Raw genomic sequence first — 20213 nt, forward strand, 5'->3', positions numbered from 1 at the left:
TCCGGCGGCACTGGCGCTCGATACCCGGCTTCCTTTGGCGCAGGACAGCTACGTGCCGTTCCGTTCGGGGCGCCGCATGCCAGCCTACGTCGACGCTTTCCCGGAGCGGCAACGCGTTCTGGTCAGCTTTGCCCTGCCTGCTGGGCGGAGCGAGCCCGATGCAGATAAACCGGAAGCTCCAGGGGACCAGTCCTGAAGCGGCACCAGCTGCACTTCGGCTTTCCAGTGCCCGGGGCACACCGCGCCGCGGAGGGGCGCTGGGCAGTGAACTGGACGGGCACCGCCGTGATGGGCATCCTGAACGTCACGCCTGACAGTTTCAGTGATGGAGGGCGTCACGCTGCTGTTGAAGCTGCGCTGTCCAGGGCCAGAGCCATGCGCGAAGCTGGCGTGCTGATCCTGGATATAGGCGGCGAAAGCACCCGCCCCGGTGCTGATCCGGTCCCGGCTGAAGTGGAGCTTGACCGCGTGCTGCCGGTGCTGCGCGTCATGGCGCAGGAAAACGTGCTGATCAGCGTTGACACGATGAAGGCTGAGGTGGCGGACGCCGCCCTGAAGGCTGGCGCACACCTGATCAATGACGTGACTGGCCTGCAAAACCCCGAAATGGTGCGGGTCTGTGCCCAAGCTGGTGCACCAGCCTGCGTCATGCACATGCAGGGCGAGCCCCGCACCATGCAGGAGCGCCCGCACTACGAGGATGTGGTGGCCGAGGTTTACGGCTACCTGCGAGCTCAGGCTGTCCATGTGCTGGCTGCCGGCCTGCCGGATGTTCTGCTGGACCCCGGAATCGGCTTCGGGAAGACGCGCGATCATAATCTGGCCCTGTTGCGTGCGCTGGATGATCTGACGGCTGGGCCCTTTCCGGTGCTGGTGGGAGTGAGCCGAAAGCGTCTGATTGACTTTCTGGCTGGAGTCCCGGAGGCCGCGGAGCGTGATCCGGGCACTCTGGCACTTCATCTGCACGCGGCGCGTCACGGGGCTGCCGTGGTGCGGGCGCACGCCGCCGAGGCCCATGTTCAGGCCCTGCGGGTGCAGGCAGCATTAGAATTCCAGGCATGAGCCGCGTTGTCCTGGAAGGGCTGGAATTTCATGCCCGGCACGGCGTCTACGACACAGAGGCTGTGCTGGGCGCCCGCTTTGTGGTGGACGTGGAGCTGCATTACTCCTTTGCAGATATAGGTGACGACCTCTCAGAGGCCGTGAACTACGCCGTGGTCTATGCGGCTGTGAAGGAGGAAGTCACCCAGCAGCGCCACCAGCTGATCGAGGTGCTGGCCGCCAGCATTGCCCGGCGGCTGCTGCGCGACGAGCCCCGGTTGCGGCGTGTCCTGGTGCGGGTCCACAAGCCGTTCGCCCCGCTGCCTGGGGTGTTCCGTGACGTATACGCTGAACTTAACCTGGAGCAGGAGGAGGCCAGCTGAGCGTCTCTAATGACGCCTACGTCGCGCTGGGAGCGAATCTGGGCGACGCCCACGGCACGCTGTGCTGGGCCCGTGAAGCCGTCACCAGCCTGGGGGACGTGCACGCGTCATCGCGTTTGTACCGCACGGCCCCGGTGGGTGGTCCCCCTGGCCAGCCGGACTACCTGAACGCTGCGCTGCACCTGCGGACAAGTCTCGACCCGCACGCGCTGCTCCAGGCCCTGCACCGTCTGGAGGACCAGGCCGGGCGGGAACGTCGTGAGCGCTGGGAGGCGCGGGTGCTGGACCTGGACCTGCTGCTGTATGGCGATCAGGTTCATGCGGGCCCCCTTCTCACACTGCCGCATCCCCGTGCCTGGGAGCGGGGGTTTGTGCTGTGCCCCCTTAACGATCTGAACCCGGCTCTGGCTCATCCATTGACTGGGGAGACCGTGGCGCAGGCGCTGAAGCGGGTGGAGCTTACCGGTGTAAGTGTGGCTGGGCTGGAATGGTCTCCCTTCAGGGGACACAGATAGGCCCGGGGCGCGTGGAGCGGTATGCTGGGTCTCAGCATGAGTAACCAGACCTCTTCCTCCCGCCGTGGTGGTGCCGGACGCCCACTGCTGTGGCTGGCCATTCTTCTGAGCCTGCTGCTGCTGGGCTTTGTGGTCGTTGTGACCAGCCGCGCCAACCCGCTGTACAGTGACCGTGACACCCACGGCATCAGCAAATACAAGTTCCTGCAGGAGTGCAAGGAACACGCCGAGGATACGGAGAACCTGACCGTGGGCGCCATGGGCCAGAGCATTCCGCTCAAGACCCTCGTGTCGCAGGGGCAGCCGCTGGGCCCGAACGATCACGTTCACGCCGAATTCGAGGCGGATTCCGTCGAGCTTGTCAAGGCCGTGCAGCCGGTGCAGCAGGGTGGCTGGACCATGACCCTGCCGGTTACCATCGGCCTGACCCGTGCGGGTACGGCCCAGACCCTGGGTGAACTGCCGCTGGTCTGCTCGTACAGCAAGAAAGAAGGCAAAATCGTCGCGCAGGTGCAGCTGCCCAATCAGTAAGCATCGTGAAGCCGCAGGCGCCGCTCCGGAAGAGAGTCCAGAAGCGGCGCCTGTTTCTTGTGTTGAATCCCCCCGGTTTTCTCCAGACTCCGTTCCCTTCGTTTCTTCAGCAGGACGATAGAGGGCAGGATCGTTAACCGCGATTTCGAGGGGTCGTTGCGCCCGGAGCTCAGTGGCGCCGTGAAGAGGCAGTTCGTGTTACAGCGCCACCTCACCGCTGAGGCATTCCTCGGCGATGGCGCGGGCCAGCGGGTCACGGGTGCTGCGGGCGTAACTTACTCCCAGATGCAGGTGCTCCTGGCCGTCCTGACTGCCTCCCAGCGCAAGGGTCTGGTAGAAGGCCAGATGGGTGTGTGCAAGCAGTACATCGCGCGTCCGCTCCGGGGGGAGGCCACGCAGCAGAGACAGCGCCTCGCTGTAGGCGTCCAGGGCCCGGTGCTGCTCACCTTCCACCGCCCACTCGCGCCCAAGCTGCAGGGCCCGGGCAGCGGTCAGGTAGGCAGGTCGCATATTCCGGATTCTAGCTCATCGTGAATTCTGGCCTATGGTCGTCTGTGGTCTGAGACCCTAGGTGTTCAAGGGAAGCACTTGCAGCACACCGTTGTCTGCCGGACCATCGATGGTCACGACCTCCAGCCGGCACGGCAGGTCATCGCGGCCATGTTCGCGTATCAGGTAACTCTGGGCGGCGCGGTGCATCAGCGCCAGCTTGCGTGACGTGACGCTTTCAGCAGCACTTCCGTGCCTCCGGGTGCGGCGCTGACGCACTTCCGTGAACACCAGCGTTCCGCAGGGCTCCCGCGTGACCAGATCAATTTCACCGCCCCGCATGCGGTAGTTGCGCTGCAGGAGCTCGCGGCCCAGGCCCTGCAGATGGGCAGCGGCGCGAGCCTCGGCGTCAGCTCCCCTCATGCTGGCCTCTTCATGCCGGACCACTCACCGGGGGCTTCATGCCAGCCAGCTGCTCCACTCCCGGAAGTCGGGCACGGCCAGCTCAGCCCCGGCGCTCAGCAGGGCGTGGGCCGGGGCAGTGGTGCTCAGGGCCACCACCCGGCAGCCGGCGCCCGCTGCGCTGCGGACGCCGTTGACCGCGTCCTCGTGGGCCAGGCAGTCGGCCGGATCAAGTCCCAGGCGTGCGGCGCCCATCAAAAAGGGCTCGGGGTGAGGTTTGCCACGCGTGACGTCCTCACCCAGCACCCGGTAGCGGAAGCGGTCTCCGAACCCCAGCGCCTCCATGCCGAAGGCGACGTTCACCGCGTCGGCGCTGGTCACCAGGGCGAAGGGAATGCCGCGTGAATCCAGCACGTCCAGGTACCCACTCAAACCGGCCACTTCCCGCAGGGCCCCCTGAGCCAGAGCGCGGTAGCGGCCCTCCTTGGCGTCGTGAAAGGTCCGGGCCAGCGTCTCGTCCGGCACCCGGCCGGTCAGGCGTTCGATGATCTCGGGATTGCGCCCACCGTCGACCTTGGTATCCAGGTCGTGCTCGGACAGATTCAACTTCAGCAGTTCGGCGGCGACCTCCTGCCACGCCTGACGGTGAAAGGCATTGTTGGCCGTCAGCACGCCGTCCATGTCGAACAGCACGCCGGCAGGCCGCCAGGGCCAGCCCTGCGCCCGTGTGACGGCGCTCATTCGCTCAGGGGCCCGTGCCCCAGGTCCTGCAACAGGCCGCGGTACAGCCGGGCGGCGGCTCCACGCACCTCGTCCAGTGACGCTTCTTCAGGAGCCAGTTCTAGAGCGGTTTCCAGAGCCTGAGCCAGCACAGCCGAGTAGATAGGCCATGCACCGTCAACCGGTCCTTCCGCCGCGGCCTGTGGGCTGCGGGGGCTGCCCAGTGCCTGCAACGCTTCTTCCGCTGCCAACCGCTCAGCGTCCTTCTTGCTGCGGCCCTCGCCGGAACCCAGCTGCTGCCCGTCTACCATCACCACTGCACGGAACAGCCGCTCGTGTGCGGGGCCGTGGGTTTCAACCTCAAACACCGGGGCCGCGCGGCCCAGCGTTACCAGCCGGGCAATCAGGTCACCTTTCGCGTTCATGTGCTCAGCGTAGCGCGTGGGTATGCCACGCCCCGCCCTGCGCTAAGCTGCCATTCCGGAACAATTGAATGGGTCTGTGTCCCAGGTCGCCCACTATGGCGGCGGCGCAGCCTGACTTCCGGAGGATTCATGACCGACCTACGAGCGCACGCCGAACCCGCCCGCCGCCTTGTTCTGGGCCTTCAGCATTCCATTGCCATGTTCGGCGCTACGGTCCTTGTGCCGATCCTGGTGGGACTTTCGCCGAGTGTGGCGCTGTTTGGTGCCGGTCTGGCCACGCTGCTGTTTCACCTGCTCACGCGGGGGCAGGTCCCGATTTTCCTGGGGTCGAGCTTCGCCTTCATTGCGCCGACTGCCCTGGTGGTCAAGGAGATGGGACCAGCCGCTGCCGCGGGTGGATTGATCGCGGCTGGTGCGATGTATCTGCTGTTTTCAGGACTGGTCAAGGTGTTCGGGACCCAGCGCCTGTTGCAGGTATTTCCGCCGGTCGTGACTGGACCGGTCATTATCGTGATCGGCTTAGGCCTGTCCAGCGTGGCTGTGAACCAGGCCAAGAACAACTGGTGGCTGGCGCTGGTCACGCTCGGCGCCGCCGTCATTGCGAGCCTGTGGGGCCGCGGGCTGTTCCGGATGATTCCTATCCTGATAGGCGTCGTCACTGGATATCTGGTCTCGCTGCTGACAGGTCAGGTGGACGCCGCTGCCCTCAGGGCGGTGGCTGAGGCGCCGCTGCTGGGCCTGCCTGACTTTCATGCCCCGACCTTTGACTGGCGGGCCGTGGCGATCATCGCGCCTGTGGCGGTCGTGACATTTATTGAGCACGTGGGAGACGTGATCGTCAACGGCCGTGTGGTCGGGAAGAACTTTCTGGAGAAGCCTGGACTCAGCCGGACCCTGTTCGCCGACGGAATCGCGAACATGAGCTCGGCCGCGCTGGGCGGCCCAGCGGCCACCACCTACGCCGAGAACACCGGCGTGCTCGCCCTGACCCGGGTCTATGACCCGCGTGTCCTGCAGATCGGCGCGGTGTTTGCCGTCCTCTTCGGCTGCTCTCCCAAGCTGGCTGCTGTTCTCAAGAGCCTGCCGCAGGGCGTGCTGGGCGGCGTGAGCGTCCTGCTGTTCGGCATGATCGCCTCGGTAGGCATCCGCACCCTGTCAGAGGCAAAAATCGACTTCGCACATAGCCGCAACCTGATCGTCGTGTCTCTGATCCTGGTGCTGGGCCTGGGCGGGGCTGCCTTTCCAGTGGAAATTGCTGGCACCAACCTGCAACTGCAGGGCATGGCCCTGGCAGCCCTGGTGGGCATCATTGCGAACCTGATTCTGCCAGCACAGCGGCCTGAGGCGGACGACCCTAAGGAGCGAACCCTGCACTGAAGCAGGCCACACGACACAGGGGCGCCTCTCAGATAGGAGGCGCCCCTGTCTTGTATCGGTCAGCTTACGTCTAGCGGCGGCCCTTGCGCCGGACCTTCTGTCCGGGCACGGTGGCCTGCTGGAACTCCTTGCCCTGCAGCTTGGCTTCAATGGCGCGGATCTGGTCGCGCAGGCTGGCGGCGCGCTCGAAGTCCAGGTCCTCGCTGGCCTGCCACATGTCGAGTTCCAGGTCGGTGAGCTGCGCGGTCAGGCTGTCGCGGTCGTTGCCCAGGGTGGCAGAGCTGATTTCCTCAGGCTGTTCCTCACCGCGGATCACGTCACGCACCCCCTTGATAACGGTGGTTGGCGTGATGCCGTGAGCTTCGTTGTAGGATGTCTGTTTCTCACGGCGCCGGGCCGTCTCTTCCATCGCAAACTGCATGGCTGGGGTAATCGTGTCTCCGTAGAGGATCACTTCACCGTTGACGTTGCGGGCGGCGCGCCCGATGGTCTGAACCAGCGCACGCTCGCTGCGCAGGAAGCCGGGCTTGTCGGCGTCCAGAATGGCCACCAGGGAGACTTCCGGCAGGTCCAGACCCTCGCGCAGCAGGTTGATCCCGACCAGCACGTCATAGTGTCCCAGCCGCAGGTCCCGGATAATCACCTGACGCTCCACCGAGTCGATGTCGCTGTGCATGTACCGCGCCTTGACTCCTTTTTCCAGCAGGTACTCGGTCAGGTCTTCGGACATGCGCTTGGTCAGGGTGGTGACCAGGGTGCGCTCGCCGATGGCGGTGCGCTCGCGGATTCGCCCCAGCAGGTCTTCTACCTGCCCGTTGATGGGCCGCACCGTGACCGGCGGGTCCACCAGACCGGTCGGCCGGATGATCTGGTCCGAGACGGCGTCGCTGACTTCGCGTTCGAAGGGACCCGGCGTGGCCGAGACGAACACGGTCTGACCGGTCTTGTCCATGAACTCCTGGAAGTTCAGCGGGCGGTTGTCCATGGCCGAGGGCAGGCGGAAGCCGTAATCCACCAGCGTCTGCTTTCTGGCGCGGTCCCCGTTGGCCATGCCGCCGATCTGCGGGACCGTGACGTGCGACTCGTCGATAAAGGTGACGAAGTCGTCGGGGAAGTAGTCCAGCATGGTGTAGGGCGTCGCGCCCGGCGCCCGGCCGTCGATGTGCCGCGAGTAGTTCTCGATGCCCGAGCAGTAGCCCAGAACCTTGAGCATCTCCAGGTCGTACAGGGTGCGTTCCTTGAGGCGCTGCGCCTCGAGCAGCTTGCCCACCGATTTGAAATAGTCCAGCCGCTCGTCGAGCTCCTGCTGAATGGTGCCGATGGCCCGCTCGATATTTCCGGCGCTGGACACGTAGTGCTTGGCGGGGTACACCACCGTGGCGTCGAGGTCTGCCAGCCGGTCTCCGGTCAGCGGATGCACCACGCTGATGCGCTCCACGTCGTCACCCCACAGCTCAATACGCAGCGGCTGCTCGTCGTAGGCGGGCCACACCTCGATCATTTCGCCTTTGGCCCGGAAGCGGCCTGGCATCATCTCGATGTCGTTGCGCTCATATTGCATGTTCACCAGCCGTCCCAGAATCTCGTCGCGGCTGACCGCATCGCCCTTTTTCAGAATCAGGTTCAGCGCGGTGTATTCCTTGGGGTCGCCCAGACCGTAGATACACGACACCGAGGCCACCACGATGGTGTCCCGGCGGGTCAGCAGGCTGCGGGTGGTTGAATGCCGCAGCCGCTCGATTTCCTGGTTGACCGCCGCGTCCTTCTCGATAAACAGGTCCTTGCCGGGGACGTACGCTTCAGGCTGGTAATAGTCGTAGTACGAGATGAAAAACTCCACCGCAGCGTCCGGGAAGAACTCCCGGAATTCACTGGCCAGCTGGGCCGTCAGGATCTTGTTGGGCGCCATGATCAGCGCGGGGCGCCCCGTTTCCTCGATCACTTTGGCCATGGTGTACGTTTTCCCGGTACCGGTGGCTCCCAGCAGCGTCTGGAAGCGCAGGCCGCTGTCCAGGCCGTCCACCAGGGAACGGATCGCAGTGGGCTGGTCGCCAGACGGGGTAAATGCGGATTTGACCTTGAGCATGAAACCTCCACAGGCAGAGAGCACGGCAGAACGGGCGGGATGGCGCAGGCTGAACGCCGAACGAATCCCCCCAGTTTACGCCCCTGACGTAAGAGGAAGGTAAGCCGGATGGCGGACGTGAATGCTTGGGCAAGCCAGTGAGGCAAGCAGCAGAGTGGAGCGGCGCCTGCTCTACCCGGCGCAACTCCGGGTAGACGCTCCAGAAGTAAAACGTCAGAGAGCCTGCTGTTCCTGTGCGTCCAGCGCCTCGCGCGCCACCGTCAGAAACGCCTTCACGATGGGATTGGCCGGCTGGCGCTGGCGGTTCCACACCGCCACGATGTCCACCAGGGGAGCGTCCTCCAGCGGGCGGTACACCACTCCCGGCAGGGCCAGCCGGCTGAAGAACTGAATGGGCAGGAACACGCCCACGCCGGCGGCCACCAGGGACAGCAGTGTTGGGACCTCAATGGCCTCCTGCACGACATTGGGCGTGTAGCCGGCCGTGGACGTCCAGCGCATGACCTGGTCGAAGTACGTGGCGCGCAGGTGCCGTGGGAAGAACACGAAGGGCTCGTCGCGCAGCGCGGCAATGGTCAGGCGGCGTTTGCGTGCCAGCGGGTGCCCGGCCGGAAGCGCCGCGACCAGCGGCTGGCGCCACAGCGCGCGCGAATCCAGCCCCGGATCCCGGACGGGCAGCAGCATCAGGCCAATGTCAATCAGACCGCCGCGCAGGGCAGCTTCCTGTTCCTGCGCGGTCAGCTCACGCAGGTCCACGCTGACGTTCGGGTACAGCTCGCGGAAGCGCCGCACGATTTCCGGCAGGCCCCCAAATGCCAGACCGCTGACGAAGCCGACCGTCAGGCGGCCGACCTCTCCACGGGCCGCGCGCCGGGCCCGGTCCACGCTCTGACTTGCCAGCGCCAGCGTTTCCCGCGCGCCGATCAGGAATTCCTGCCCGGCCGGAGTGAGCTGCACGCGGCGGGTAGTCCGAAGCACCAGCGGCACGCCGATTTCGTCTTCCAGATTACGGATCGAGTTGCTCAGCGCCTGCTGCACCACGAAGACGCGCTCAGCTGCCCGGCCAAAATGCTCTTCTTCGGCCAGGGCCACGAAATGTCGCAGGTGGCGGAGTTCCATCAGCGTCCCCGCACCGGGGCTGCGCCCGGAACGGTGGACAGAGGCACGCTCGAAAGAATGATCGAGGTCACCGGTTCGCCGTAACGCTTCATGACGCCAATGACGGTCTCCAGGTGCGAGGTATCGGCCACAGCCAGTTTGAGGACGTAACAGTCTTCTCCAGTCACGCGGTCAGCCGACAGGACCTCCGGCAGCCGTCCCAGTTCCGCCACAAAGGCGTCCTCCTGCCCGTACCGCAGGGTCAGGCGCAGGTAGGCCTGCAGTCCCTGGCCCAGCGCGCCAGGATTGATCTCGGCGCGGTAGCCACGGATGACGCCCGCGTCTTCGAGTCGGCGGAGCCGCTCGGCCACGGCCGGTGCACTGAGTCCCACCCGGCGGCCGAGTTCACTGAAACTTAGCCGCGCATTCTCCTGAAGGGCCGCGAGGAGAAGACGACCTGTTTCGTCGAGAGGACGCGGGGAATCGTAAGTCATACCTGCCCAGTACTTTAACATTGGGGGTTGCAGTGCATTTACACCTTAGATTCTGACTGTACGCGCCCCTGCCCTGACTCTTAAGATTGCGTTCATGACGACACGGCCCTTGCTTCAACCTGCTCCTCTGACGTTAACGGTGCTGGGGGCCCTCGCCGTGGTGTACGTGGTTTGGGGCAGCACCTATTACGCCATCAAGGTGGCTATCGGCAGCCTACCTCCTCTGGGAATGCTCGGGGTGCGCTTCGTGGTGGCGGGCATACTGCTGTACCTGTTCCTGCGGATGCGGGGTGCTGCGGCCCCGACCCGGCGCGAGTGGGCCTGGAGCGCAGTGATCGGCACCCTGCTGCTGGGTGGTGGCACCGGCTTCGTGACCCTGGCCGAGCGCGACGCGAGTTCCAGCGTCGCGGCCCTGATGATTGCCGTGTCGCCGCTGTTCGCCGGCATTTTTGCAGCGCTGTGGGGAGAGCGCACCCGGCGCCGGGAGTGGCTGGGGATCGGTGTGGGTCTGGTTGGGGTCGTGTTGCTCAACCTGGGAGAGCTGCGCGCTACACCTCTGGCGGCCATGCTGCTGGTGCTGGCGCCGCTGTGCTGGACCTTTGGCAGCCAATGGTCGCGCCGTCTGCCGCTGCCTGGGGGCCTGATGGGCAGCGCCGCGCAGATGCTGACCGGCGGGGCGGTTCTCGCCCTGCTGAGTGTGCTGACGGGAGAACGCTGGGGCACTCCTACGGCCGCCAGTGTCTGGGCGCTGGTCTATCTGACGGTCTTCGGCAGTCTGCTTGCCTATAGCGCTTACATGTATCTGGTCGCCCATACCCGCCCGGCCCTGGCCACCAGTTACGCCTACGTCAACCCGGTGGTGGCGATCATTCTGGGCGTGATGCTGGGTGGAGAGCAGCTGGGAGCATTGGGTTGGGCGGCCCTGGCCGTCATCGTGGCGGGGGTCGGACTGGTCGTATGGCCAGGACAGCGCACAGAGGGGTGACGCTGTCTTCGCCCCGATTAACCAGCACTCATGGTGAGTCCATGCATACTCGCGTGTTGGAAGTGTGGAAAGCAGAAGCCTAGACTGGGGAGCATGACGAAAGCTGCCCTGAAAAGCCCGCCCCGTGCGGGTCTGCCTCCGCAGGAACGCGCGGCGCTGAACAGCGTCGAAACGCAGGAATGGCTCGACTCGCTGGCCTATGTGGTGGCGAATGCGGGTACCCGGCGCGCCGCTGAACTGCTCGAAGACCTCGACCACTACGCCTACTTTCACGGTGCGCCGATCGAGTTCAAGCAGACCACGCCGTACATCAACACCATTGCGCTTGAAGATCAGCCCGAGTACCCCGGCGACCTGGAACTGGAACGGAAGATCCGCAACATCATGCGCTGGAACGCCGTGGCCATGGTGGTCAAGGCCAACAAGAAGAGCGAGGGCATCGGCGGACACCTGTCGACCTACGCCAGCGCCACCGAACTGCTGGAAGTGGGGTTCAATCACTTCTTCCGTGGTCACGGCGCCGGCCAGGACCGCGACCTGGTGTTCTACCAGGGGCACGCCTCGCCCGGGGTCTACGCCCGCTCGTTTCTGGAGGGCCGCTTCGACGAGGCCCGCCTGAACCGTTTCCGCCGCGAGCTGAGCAAGGAAGGCGAGGGCCTGTCGAGCTACCCGCACCCCTGGCTGATGCCGGACTACTGGGAGTTCCCGACCGTCAGCATGGGCCTGGGACCGATTCAGGCGATCTATCAGGCGCGCTTTATCAAGTACCTGGAAAACCGGGGGCTCAAGCCGGCCGGTGACGCCAAGGTCTGGGCGTTCCTGGGCGACGGCGAGATGGACGAGCCGCAGTCGGTGGGCGCCATCCGCTTCGCCGCCTACGAGAACCTGGACAACCTGATTTTCGTGCTGAACGCTAACCTGCAGCGCCTGGACGGCCCGGTGCGCGCCAACTCCAAGGTGATCCAGGAGTTCGAGGCGCTGTTCCGCGGCGCAGGCTGGAACGTCATCAAGGTCATCTGGGACAGCAAGTGGGACGAACTGCTCCAGAAGGACTACAACGGCCACATCGTCAAGCGCTTCGAGGCGCTGGTGGACGGCGAATCGCAGCGTTACGCCGCTTTCGGGGGCAAGGAACTGCGCGAGCACTTCTTCAACACCCCCGAGCTCAAGGAACTGATCGCCGACTGGAGCGACGCCGACCTGGAGCTGCTTAACCGTGGCGGTCATGACGTGCACAAGGTGTACGCCGCCTACGCCAGCGCCATCAAGCACAAGGGCCGGCCCACCATCATCATCCCGCGCACCGTCAAGGGCTACGGCCTGGGCGAGACCGCGCAGGCCCGCAACGTCGCCCACCAGGTCAAGAAGCTGGAGTTTGACGCGCTGAAGAACCTGCGCGACCTGCTGGAACTGCCCCTGACCGACGAGCAGGTCGAGCACCTGGACTACTACCACCCGGGCGAGGACAGCCCGGAAGTGAAGTACGTACGAGAGCGCCGCGCCGCGCTGGGCGGTCCGATTCCTGCGCGCAAGGTGGAGTATCCCAAGCTGGACGTTCCTACTGGCGAGTTCTACGAGGAATTCAGCAAGGGCAGCGGCGAGCGCGCCGTGAGCACCACCATGGCCGCCGTCAGCATCCTGAGCAAGTTGCTGCGCGACAAGCAGATCGGCAAATACATCGTGCCGATCGTGCCGGACGAGGCGCGTACCTTCGGGATGGACGCCCTGGTGCCGCGCATTGGCATCTACAGCCCTCGCGGCCAGACCTACCGCCCGGTGGACTTCGGCTCGCTGATGGCCTACAAGGAAGCCAAGGACGGTCAGATGCTCGAAGAGGGCATCACCGAAGACGGCGCGATGTCCTCCTGGATTGCCGCTGGTACGGCCTATGCCCACCACGGCGTGCCGACCATCCCGTTCTACGTCTTCTACTCGATGTTCGGCATGCAGCGCATTGGGGACCTGGTGTGGGCCGCCGCTGACCAGCGCGCGCGCGGCTTCCTGCTGGGGGCCACTGCCGGGCGTACCACCCTGGCGGGCGAGGGACTGCAGCACCAGGACGGCAACAGCCAGCTGCAGGCCTACGTCGTGCCCAACCTCAAGGTCTATGATCCGGCTTTCGCCTACGAACTGGCTGTAATTTTCGAGACCGGTATCCAGCGCATGTACGTGGACGGCATCGACGAGTTCTATTACGTCACCATCGACAACGAGAACGAGCAGCAGCCCGCCATGCCCGACGATGGGCGCAGCCGCGAGGAAATCCGCGAGGGCATCATCCGCGGCCTCTACCGCTTCCAGTCGTCCGGGAACACGGGCGCCAAGCTGCGCGCACAGCTGCTGGCCGGCGGCCCGGCGATGGGCGCGGCGCAGGAAGCTGTCAAACTGCTAGGGAACTACGGTGTGGCAGCTGATCTGTGGAGCGTGACCAGCTACAAGGAACTGCATCAGGACGCCCTGCTGGCCCAGCGTCACAACATGCTGCACCCCCTGGAAGCCCCCCGCGTGCCCTACGTGGCGCAGCAGCTCAGCCAGGAAAACGCCCCCGGCGTCCTGATTTCGGTCAGCGACTACGTGAAGCTGGGTGCCGACGGCCTCAACGGTCACCTGGACCGCAAGCTGTGGACCCTGGGTACCGACGGCTTCGGCCGCAGCGAGGCGCGCGAGGAACTGCGCGACTTCTTCGAGGTGGACGCCCGGCACGTCGTGCTGGCCACCCTGTACGCCCTGCAGCGTGACGGTCAGGTCGCCGGCGACGTGGTGGCCAAGGCCATCGCTGACCTGGGCATCGACCCGGAGCGCGAAGCCCCGGTTCTCCGCTAAGCGTTAAGGCGAGCCCGCGTAGACGGGTGGGCCCGGACTGAAACAATAGACACCGCGCCCGCCCCCACCTTTTTTCCTGACCCATAAGGAGCCGTGAGCCATGGCGACCCAGCTGAACCTCCCCGACGTGGGGGACAACATCGAGAAAGGTACGGTCGTGACCGTGCTGATCAACCCGGGTGACACCGTCACCGAAGGCCAGCCGATCATTGAGATCGAGACCGACAAGGCCGTGGTCGAAGTACCGGCCAGTGCGTCAGGAACCGTAGAAGCCGTGAATGTGAAGGTCGGAGACACCGTGCCGGTGGGCGGCCTGATTGCCACGCTGGGGGGCGGAACTGCCTCTGGTGCCGCACCAGCCACCGCTGACGCAGGAGCCGCGAAGACTGGCAACCTGCCCGACAACGCCGCCGAGCCGGATTCCAGCACCGTAGCGGATCAGGCAGAAACGGCCCACCGTGTCGCAGCTGCCCAGGTGGAAAGCCAGAAGGAACAGGCGCATCAGGGTGGGGGGCAGGTGCCGGCAGCCAGTGCGCCAGCCCCGCAGCAGGCTGCACCGGCCGCTGGTGGCTCAGCCCAGCAGGTCACGCTGCCGGACGTTGGAGACAACATCGAGCAGGGCATCATCGTGTCCATTCTGGTCAACGTCGGGGACACGGTCACCGAGGGCCAGCCGGTGGTGGAACTGGAGACCGACAAGGCCGTGGTCGAGGTGCCTTCCAGTGCGGCCGGCACCGTTGAGGCTGTGAATGTGAAGGTCGGAGACCCGGTGCGGATCGGTGGCGTGCTGCTCACGCTGGCAGGAGGAGCTCCGGCAGCGGCGGCGCCCGCAGCTCAGGACAACGCACCAGCTCAGGCAGCTCCCGCCCAGTCCGCTCCTGCGCAGGACGCGCCGGCCACCGCCAGTCTCAGTAGCGAACGCCCCGCTGCAGCCAACAGTGCCAGTCTGCCGCCGGAACGCGCCCAGCCCGCCACCCAGCAGCCGGGAGCCGAGCGTCCCTACAACACCCAGTCCTACGACGGCCGCCAGCTCATTCCTGCGGCTCCCAGTGTGCGGCGCCTGGCGCGGGAACTGCGCGTGGACATTTATGAGGTGCAGGGCACCGGCATTGCCGGGCGCATCAGCGAGGAAGACGTGCGGCGCACCCTGGCTGGCACTCAGGGCCAGACGACTGCTGCTGCGTCGGCTGCTCCAGCGGCCCAGGCAGCTGCCGCGCCCCGCGCTGCTGCACCTGTGGCTCTGCCCAACTTCGAGAAGTGGGGTGGGGTGCGCCGCGAGGACATGAGCGGGATCCGCAAGGCCACCGTGCGCTCCATGACCGCCTCCTGGAGCACCATTCCCATGGTCACGCACTTCGACAAGGCCGACGTGACCCTGATGGAAGAAACCCGCAAGCGCTTCGCGGCGCGCGTGGAAAAGGCCGGCGGCAAGCTGACCATGACCCACATCCTGATGAAGGTCGTGGCCAATGCGCTGCACAAGTTCCCCAAGTTCGGCGCGAGCCTGGATCTGGCCGCCGAGCAGGTGGTGTACAAGGATTACGTGAACATCGGCGTGGCCGTGGACACCCCGGTGGGCCTGCTGGTCCCGGTCGTCAAGGACGCTGACCGCAAGAGCATCACCGACCTGGTGCTGGAACTCAGCGAACTGGCCGGGCGTGCCCGTGACCGCAAGCTCAAGCCTGACGAGATGCAGGGTGCGACCTTTACCATCAGCAACCTGGGAGGCATTGGCGGGCACGCCTTCACGCCCATCGTGAACTCGCCCGAGGTGGCCATCCTGGGAGTCTCACGCGGCGGCTTCGAGCCGGTGTGGAACAAGGAGACCAGCAGCTTCGAGCCTCGTAACATGCTGCCGGTCTCGCTGACCTACGATCACCGCCTGATCGACGGTGCGGACGCTGCCCGCTTCGTGCGCTTCATCTGCGAGTCGCTGGAAGATCCTTTCCTGATCTCGCTCTGAGCCACCCCTTCAGAAGGGCCCCGACTCGTAGAGGTCGGGGCCATCTTCATGGCCAGTCAGGCGGCCCAGCACGGCGACCTGCCGGGCCAGTGCCGTCAGTGTCCAGGCAAGGTCTGGCGGGTGGGCCCAATCATCCTGTGAAGGCACCTGTTCTTTCGCCAGAAGCCCGAGCTGCTCCAGCCCAAGCAGGGCAGCGCTCGCTTCCTGCCTGGAGAGCCCGGTGACTGTGAATGGCGTGCTGACCAGCAGAAACCCGGAAAAAGGATCGATAGGGTCGAGTCCCCGGAAATACTCGACAAACACACGAAGTTCACGGTCAGAGACGGCCTCGATCAGCCGGAGCGTCTGAAAGCGGTCGATCGTGGGAGTCACGTAAGACAGGGTGCAACTTGCCAGCGCGCGGGCAATAAAGCGCAGCTTGTCTTCGGATTCGGCCACCTCAGCGGCACGGACCGCCTGAACCACATTGGCCTCAAACGCATCCGAGCGCAGATAGGCGTGATCCACCTGCGCCGGGAAGGTCCTGAGAATCACGCCGAATTCCTCTTTCAGGTGCTGTGCCAGCCGCGCCGCCTGCTTCTGGTTGGCGTAGGCATACCAGCCCTGCAGGGACCCTGCGGGCAACCCAAGGGGTTCAAGGGTCTGCAGGACAGGAAGCAGCGGCTCCAGCGCGTTCATGTGCCCTGGCCTGACATGACCCGCCCAAAGTGGGTCTGGCCGATATACAGGTGAGCCTGCCAACCTGCCGCCCGCGCTGCTGCGACATTGTCAGCACTGTCGTCCCAGAACACGATCTGCTCCGGAGCCAGGGCCAGCCGCCGGGTCACTTCCGCATAGTATTCCGGGTCCGGCTTGCGGTAACCCACCGTGCAACTTGCGAACTCGCCGTCCACCACCTGATTCAGGCCGACTTCATGCAACAGGTGCCGGGTGCGGTGCGCTTCCTGATTGGTGGCCAGATAGCTGCGCCAGCCGGAGGCGCGGAGCTGACGAATATCGTCGAGCAGCGGCGTGTTTGGGTGATTCTCCGACTCCAGCCACTCGCGCAGGAACTCGTCAGTGGTCTGGGTGCGCCCCAGAGCCGCGATGAACGGAGGCAGGTGTGTGCGCAGGTCGCTCTTTCCGGTCGAAGCGGAAAAAAAAGCAGTCTGGAAAAATTCCCGGGTCAGCTCCGGGTGCTCACGCAGGAGCCTGACACCGAACCATTCCGGCGGGGTGACCAGAACGCCATCGACATCAAGCAGCAGGACATGGGTGTCAGGGTGCACCGCGTGAGTCTAACGGGAATGGCCGATGCGCCGGAGCACCGACGCACGTGACACTCTGACCATGCGGATTTCTGTGTCTGACGGTCTCCCAGGGCAGGTCTCCTGTGTAAAAGGTGACCCGCTGCTGATGCTCAGCGCTGGCCCCCGCTGCGTGACTTCCCTGGAAGACCTGGCCCAGGGGCAGGCGCTGCTACGTACCGGGCAGTGAAGACGGCGCGGGTCCTGAGCATTCCGGTTACTCCGGCAGATCTGTGCTGCTGGCAGAGCTCGCTTGCCTCACAGAGACAGCCCTTTTTCCTGACGGCCAGAGAAAGTCGGGATCTGGGCCTGTCCACTCACCCTCACAGTGGATAGGCCTGGACTCCGGAGGAGCGCGACACTTCACCATCTGGAATGTGGCCGGGGAGGCCGACCGGGTTGCCTGGCTGACGGCCAGCCAGTGGGCAGGGCTGGCACAGCCTATGCGGCGGGCATTGCTCTATACACAGGTTCGGCACAGACGAGGCAACGTGCCGCTGGGCCAGCACTATGCCGACCTGCTTCCAGCGCTTAAGAGGGGGCGCTTCCTCTCGAGGCCTGAACCGCTGACGCCGACTGTCCTCAATCGCCTTTTTGCGGGCGGGGCTGCCCCTGCCAGCATGGCCGGGTGCCGCAGGAGGTGTGTGACCGCGCCGCGCCACTGCTGCCGCGTGTTCAGGAACTGGCGGGAACATCTGCTGCAAAAGGCCAGGCTGGCAACTGCTTTGGTGCTGTCATGGGAGCAGCAGGCCTGACAGGTGCCGAGCACGCCTGGATGCAGCGCGTTCCTTTTGAAGCTTTTCTCCAGAAGCGTGCGTCGCCTGGCGGACGGGTCGATCAGCCGGGCACGCTCCTGATCTGGCGCAGCACAGATGGTCCGAGCCAGCATGCTGCCGTCACCCTGGGCGGTGGTTGGGCTTTTTATAAACCTTCGCAGTCGTGGATGACGCCCAGGCAGGTGCTCCCGGTGCATACGATCACCCAACGCTTCCGCACGCGGGGCCACCACCTGTCACGCTTCACCCTAAGCTCACTCCCGGTCGTCCGCCGGCTTACTCCGGACGCTGACTTTACTTTCCGTGTCGCGTCAGGCGCCACAGGGTGATGCCGTTGACGACCATCAGCAGCGCGCACAGCCCGGCCATCACCAGCTCACCGCGTTGCACGAAACGGAGCGCCAGGACTCCCCACAGAGCCACCAGCGCCGTCACCAGCCAGACACGCCACGCAGGAGCGTTCATTTGCTTGACCTCATGAAAGCCAGCCTACCGGTTCAGGCAGGGCAGGTGGTCCCGGCGGGATCACCGCTCAGCGGCTCGTCGCTCCTGAAGAGCCTCGGGCAGGGGCAGGCGCTGGGCGGACCGGCGCTGGGGACGCCTTCACGCCAGGTCCTGGGCTGGCTGCTCCTGTAGCTGAGGCCAGCGCGGCCCGCAGCGCTCCCGAGGCGTTCAGCAACCCCGCGCCGCAGGTCCGGGCAGGATCAGGATCACAGCCGCCCGAAAACGGGGTGGCGGTGCGGGTCAGCAGGTCACGCACCTGCGCTGGCGTCAGGCGGGGCCGGACGGTCAGCAGCAGGCTGGCTACCCCCGTGACATGTGGCGCAGCAAAACTGGTGCCGTCGGGGCTGCGTTCCCCATTCATGCCGCTCAGGCTGCTGGCAGGAATCCCGTGACCCTGCTCTCCGCCGGGGGCACCCAGGGCGACACTCCGGCCCCAGTTGGCATAGGTCGGGCGCTGCCCGCTGTGCGTCACGCTGGTCACCGTCAGCACGTTCCGGCACCCGGCTGGTGAGTATCCGGCAGCGTCGGCGCCGTCGTTGGCTGCCCCGGCAATCACGAGCGTGCCGCGGGCGGTCACGGCGTCCACGGCCGCCTGCACCCGAGGGTCGCAGCGGGTCAAGGGAATGAAGTCGGCATACAGGCTCAGGTTCAGCAGCCGGGCCGGGTTGGGGTTGGTCGGCACTCCAGGCACCGGAATCCCAGCAGCCCATTTCAGACTGTCGACCAGATCCCCCACTTCAATTAGACCGTCGTTGCCCGCCACGCGCACATGCACGATCCGGGCCTGCGGGTTGAGCCCCGCCATGCCGCGCCCGTCGTGTGCGGCGGCAATCAGGTTGGCAATCACCTCGCCGTGGTAGGCGTACTGACCGGTGGCACTGGCGTCGCGGTCACGGCCGTCGCCGTCTCCAGAGCGGGCAGGGTTGCTGACAAAGTCGTAGCCGTTCACCACCCGAGCGCGCAGTTCGGGGCTGTCGACATACCCGGTGTCCAGCACGGCCACGGTGACCGGCGGGCCCCAGGACCGGTTGGCAGGCAGCTGTGCCCAGGCTCCAGGCACCTGAATACTCTGTAGGTTCCACTGGCGCTCAAACAGTGGGTCGCTTGGGCGGGGAACCGGCGTGGACGTTACAGGTGCAGGTTTCGGGGTGGGCTTCGGCGCTGTCAGGGGTGTAGGACGAGGCGCGGCGGTCCCAGGCTGCGGGGTAAACACGGGCACCAGTGACGGAAGGGGAGAGACAACCGGCTGCAGCTCGGGCAGGGCTGCCGGGCTGCTGATCGGCCGGGCAGGGATTGAAGCAGCCTGCTGAGCACTGACAGAACCTGACAGCATCGCACCCAGCACCAGCAGAAGCGAGAACCCTGTCGGGAAGGAGACCGGCAGACGTGAGGTGCGGCGCATATCCCGCAGTTTCCTCTGAGCGCCTGATGTTCACCTGAGCCCCGCTTGGGGATACCATCACGCTATGACCACAACCCAGCCGAAACAGGTCCTGCCCAGCGTGGTGGTGCTGACGGGTGCTTCCAGCGGGATCGGGCGGGCCACGGCACGGGAACTGGCCTCCCGGGGGCACACCCTGGTGCTGGCCGCCCGCCGGGCCGATCAGCTGATGCAGCTGGCCCTGGAACTGGACGCCAGTGGCACGCGAGTGATTGCCGTGCCAACCGACGTAACCAGCCCTGACGCCCGCCGTTATCTGATTGAGGTCGCCCGCGGACACTACGGGCACATTGACGTGCTGATCAACAATGCCGGCGTCACGGTGGAGCAGGGCTGGTGGTGGGAGGACCCGGACCCCATGAGGGTGCTGCGGGTCAATCTTGAAGCCCCCATTGAGCTGACCCGGCTGGCGCTGCCGGATATGCGCGCGCGTGGTTCCGGCCACATCATCAACATCGGCTCGGTGGCCGGGCGCGCCGCGACCAACGGCATCTACAGCGCCAGCAAGTTCGGCCTGCGCGGCTTCAGCCTGGGGCTTCGCCGCGAACTGCTGGGGACAGGCGTGAACGTCAGCCTGATCGCCCCCGGCTTCGTGAAAAGCGAGATGACCGCCAGCGCACGCCTGCCCATGCCGGGGCCGGAAGTCGTTGCGCGGGCCGTGGCCGCAGTCATGGACCACCCGCAACGGGAAGTGATTGTTCCCGGGGCTTACCGGGCGCTGGCCTTCCTGGACGCAGCGCTTCCTGGCGTGGGTGACCTGCTGGTTCGCCGGCTGATTCGCCGGCGCTACAACCACCCGAACTGACGTGCCTGCTGGGACCCTGAAGTGATCTCCAGATCACCGCTGCTTTAAGGCCACCTTGAGGCGAGCGGG

Annotated in this window: 22 protein-coding genes (1 of these 22 cut by a window edge); 11 read left to right on the plus strand and 11 right to left on the minus strand. The window is 65.6% G+C overall.

Annotated elements, in window-relative coordinates; translation table 11 throughout:
• The 5 genes in view from DEIDE_RS01720 to DEIDE_RS01740 are tightly spaced (at most 36 nt apart) and all read left to right on the plus strand, a layout consistent with a single transcriptional unit that may run on beyond the window.
• Positions 1–196: the final stretch of an ImmA/IrrE family metallo-endopeptidase gene (locus DEIDE_RS01720; RefSeq protein WP_049760425.1), read on the plus strand. Its footprint begins 599 nt before the window's first position; 196 of the gene's 795 nt are visible here — the last part of the coding sequence; its start codon lies beyond the left edge, outside the window; it ends in the stop codon at positions 194–196.
• Positions 197–225: 29 nt separating this feature from the next.
• Positions 226–1062 carry a dihydropteroate synthase gene (gene folP / locus DEIDE_RS01725; RefSeq protein WP_012692246.1) on the plus strand — a complete coding sequence of 279 codons (837 nt, stop codon included), beginning with the start codon at positions 226–228 and terminating at the stop codon, positions 1060–1062.
• On the plus strand, positions 1059–1424 hold the full coding sequence (gene folB, locus DEIDE_RS01730; protein ID WP_012692247.1) for a dihydroneopterin aldolase: 366 nt from the start codon (positions 1059–1061) through the stop codon (positions 1422–1424). Before folP ends, folB begins: the two co-directional genes overlap by 4 nt.
• 26 nt (positions 1425–1450) lie before the next feature.
• Positions 1451–1939 (plus strand): 2-amino-4-hydroxy-6-hydroxymethyldihydropteridine diphosphokinase, encoded by a 489-nt coding sequence (gene folK / locus DEIDE_RS01735; protein ID WP_338032133.1) that lies wholly within the window; start codon positions 1451–1453, stop codon positions 1937–1939.
• Between the two features lie 36 nt (positions 1940–1975).
• A complete protein-coding gene (locus DEIDE_RS01740) occupies positions 1976–2470 on the plus strand; it encodes a hypothetical protein (protein WP_012692249.1) in 495 nt (164 codons plus the stop codon).
• Between the two features lie 198 nt (positions 2471–2668).
• On the opposite strand, the gene DEIDE_RS01745 is transcribed toward DEIDE_RS01740, so the two are convergent.
• The 4 genes from DEIDE_RS01745 to DEIDE_RS19730 are packed head-to-tail and all read right to left on the minus strand — an operon-like array spanning position 2669 to position 4506.
• Positions 2669–2980 carry a hypothetical protein gene (locus DEIDE_RS01745; protein ID WP_012692250.1) on the minus strand — a complete coding sequence of 104 codons (312 nt, stop codon included), beginning with the start codon at positions 2978–2980 and terminating at the stop codon, positions 2669–2671.
• Between the two features lie 57 nt (positions 2981–3037).
• Positions 3038–3382: a YraN family protein gene (locus DEIDE_RS01750; protein ID WP_012692251.1), complete on the minus strand. Its 345-nt coding sequence runs from the start codon at positions 3380–3382 to the stop codon at positions 3038–3040.
• Positions 3383–3418: 36 nt separating this feature from the next.
• A complete protein-coding gene (locus DEIDE_RS01755; protein WP_012692252.1) occupies positions 3419–4102 on the minus strand; it encodes an HAD family hydrolase in 684 nt (227 codons plus the stop codon).
• Positions 4099–4506: a putative dsRNA-binding protein gene (locus DEIDE_RS19730; protein WP_012692253.1), complete on the minus strand. Its 408-nt coding sequence runs from the start codon at positions 4504–4506 to the stop codon at positions 4099–4101. The genes DEIDE_RS01755 and DEIDE_RS19730 overlap by 4 nt, the downstream gene beginning before the upstream one ends.
• Before the next feature lie 129 nt (positions 4507–4635).
• Between DEIDE_RS19730 and DEIDE_RS01765 the strand changes: the two genes are divergently transcribed.
• Positions 4636–5883 carry a uracil-xanthine permease family protein gene (locus tag DEIDE_RS01765; protein ID WP_012692254.1) on the plus strand — a complete coding sequence of 416 codons (1248 nt, stop codon included), beginning with the start codon at positions 4636–4638 and terminating at the stop codon, positions 5881–5883.
• A 70-nt stretch (positions 5884–5953) separates the two neighbouring features.
• Here the strand turns inward: DEIDE_RS01765 and uvrB are convergent, their stop codons facing one another.
• From uvrB to DEIDE_RS01780, 3 genes are all read right to left on the minus strand, one after another.
• The gene (uvrB, locus tag DEIDE_RS01770) at positions 5954–7969 is read right to left on the minus strand and encodes an excinuclease ABC subunit UvrB (protein WP_012692255.1); all 2016 of its coding nucleotides are present in this window, start codon (positions 7967–7969) and stop codon (positions 5954–5956) included.
• Between the two features lie 213 nt (positions 7970–8182).
• On the minus strand, positions 8183–9088 hold the full coding sequence (locus DEIDE_RS01775) for a LysR substrate-binding domain-containing protein (RefSeq protein WP_012692256.1): 906 nt from the start codon (positions 9086–9088) through the stop codon (positions 8183–8185).
• Positions 9088–9561 (minus strand): Lrp/AsnC family transcriptional regulator, encoded by a 474-nt coding sequence (locus DEIDE_RS01780; RefSeq protein WP_012692257.1) that lies wholly within the window; start codon positions 9559–9561, stop codon positions 9088–9090. Before DEIDE_RS01780 ends, DEIDE_RS01775 begins: the two co-directional genes overlap by 1 nt.
• Before the next feature lie 94 nt (positions 9562–9655).
• Here DEIDE_RS01780 and yedA point away from each other — a divergent pair, with 94 nt between their 5' ends.
• The 3 genes from yedA (at position 9656) to aceF (ending at position 15332) form a co-directional block, all read left to right on the plus strand.
• Positions 9656–10546 carry a drug/metabolite exporter YedA gene (gene yedA, locus DEIDE_RS01785; RefSeq protein WP_041226984.1) on the plus strand — a complete coding sequence of 297 codons (891 nt, stop codon included), beginning with the start codon at positions 9656–9658 and terminating at the stop codon, positions 10544–10546.
• A gap of 93 nt (positions 10547–10639) precedes the next feature.
• The gene (gene aceE / locus DEIDE_RS01790) at positions 10640–13369 is read left to right on the plus strand and encodes a pyruvate dehydrogenase (acetyl-transferring), homodimeric type (protein ID WP_012692259.1); all 2730 of its coding nucleotides are present in this window, start codon (positions 10640–10642) and stop codon (positions 13367–13369) included.
• A 100-nt stretch (positions 13370–13469) separates the two neighbouring features.
• Positions 13470–15332, plus strand: a complete 1863-nt coding sequence (gene aceF / locus DEIDE_RS01795) for a dihydrolipoyllysine-residue acetyltransferase (protein WP_012692260.1) — start codon at positions 13470–13472, stop codon at positions 15330–15332.
• Between the two features lie 9 nt (positions 15333–15341).
• Here the strand turns inward: aceF and DEIDE_RS01800 are convergent, their stop codons facing one another.
• Both DEIDE_RS01800 and DEIDE_RS17870 read right to left on the minus strand, forming a co-directional pair.
• Positions 15342–16010 (minus strand): hypothetical protein, encoded by a 669-nt coding sequence (locus tag DEIDE_RS01800; RefSeq protein ID WP_012692261.1) that lies wholly within the window; start codon positions 16008–16010, stop codon positions 15342–15344.
• A complete protein-coding gene (locus tag DEIDE_RS17870) occupies positions 16007–16600 on the minus strand; it encodes an HAD-IA family hydrolase (protein WP_012692262.1) in 594 nt (197 codons plus the stop codon). Before DEIDE_RS17870 ends, DEIDE_RS01800 begins: the two co-directional genes overlap by 4 nt.
• A gap of 61 nt (positions 16601–16661) precedes the next feature.
• On the opposite strand from DEIDE_RS17870, the gene DEIDE_RS01810 reads away from it, so the two are divergent.
• Entirely contained in the window at positions 16662–16808 is a 147-nt protein-coding gene (locus DEIDE_RS01810) for a hypothetical protein (RefSeq protein ID WP_162485372.1), read from the plus strand.
• An 880-nt stretch (positions 16809–17688) separates the two neighbouring features.
• On the opposite strand, the gene DEIDE_RS19350 is transcribed toward DEIDE_RS01810, so the two are convergent.
• Both DEIDE_RS19350 and DEIDE_RS01820 read right to left on the minus strand, forming a co-directional pair.
• Positions 17689–17859, minus strand: a complete 171-nt coding sequence (locus DEIDE_RS19350) for a hypothetical protein (protein WP_012692264.1) — start codon at positions 17857–17859, stop codon at positions 17689–17691.
• 67 nt (positions 17860–17926) lie between these two features.
• The gene (locus DEIDE_RS01820) at positions 17927–19300 is read right to left on the minus strand and encodes a S8 family serine peptidase (protein WP_012692265.1); all 1374 of its coding nucleotides are present in this window, start codon (positions 19298–19300) and stop codon (positions 17927–17929) included.
• Positions 19301–19364: 64 nt separating this feature from the next.
• On the opposite strand from DEIDE_RS01820, the gene DEIDE_RS01825 reads away from it, so the two are divergent.
• Positions 19365–20144, plus strand: a complete 780-nt coding sequence (locus DEIDE_RS01825; RefSeq protein ID WP_012692266.1) for an SDR family NAD(P)-dependent oxidoreductase — start codon at positions 19365–19367, stop codon at positions 20142–20144.
• The last annotated feature ends 69 nt before the right edge of the window (positions 20145–20213 follow it).

It is taken from the genome of Deinococcus deserti VCD115 (genome assembly GCF_000020685.1).
Taxonomy (GTDB): domain Bacteria; phylum Deinococcota; class Deinococci; order Deinococcales; family Deinococcaceae; genus Deinococcus; species Deinococcus deserti.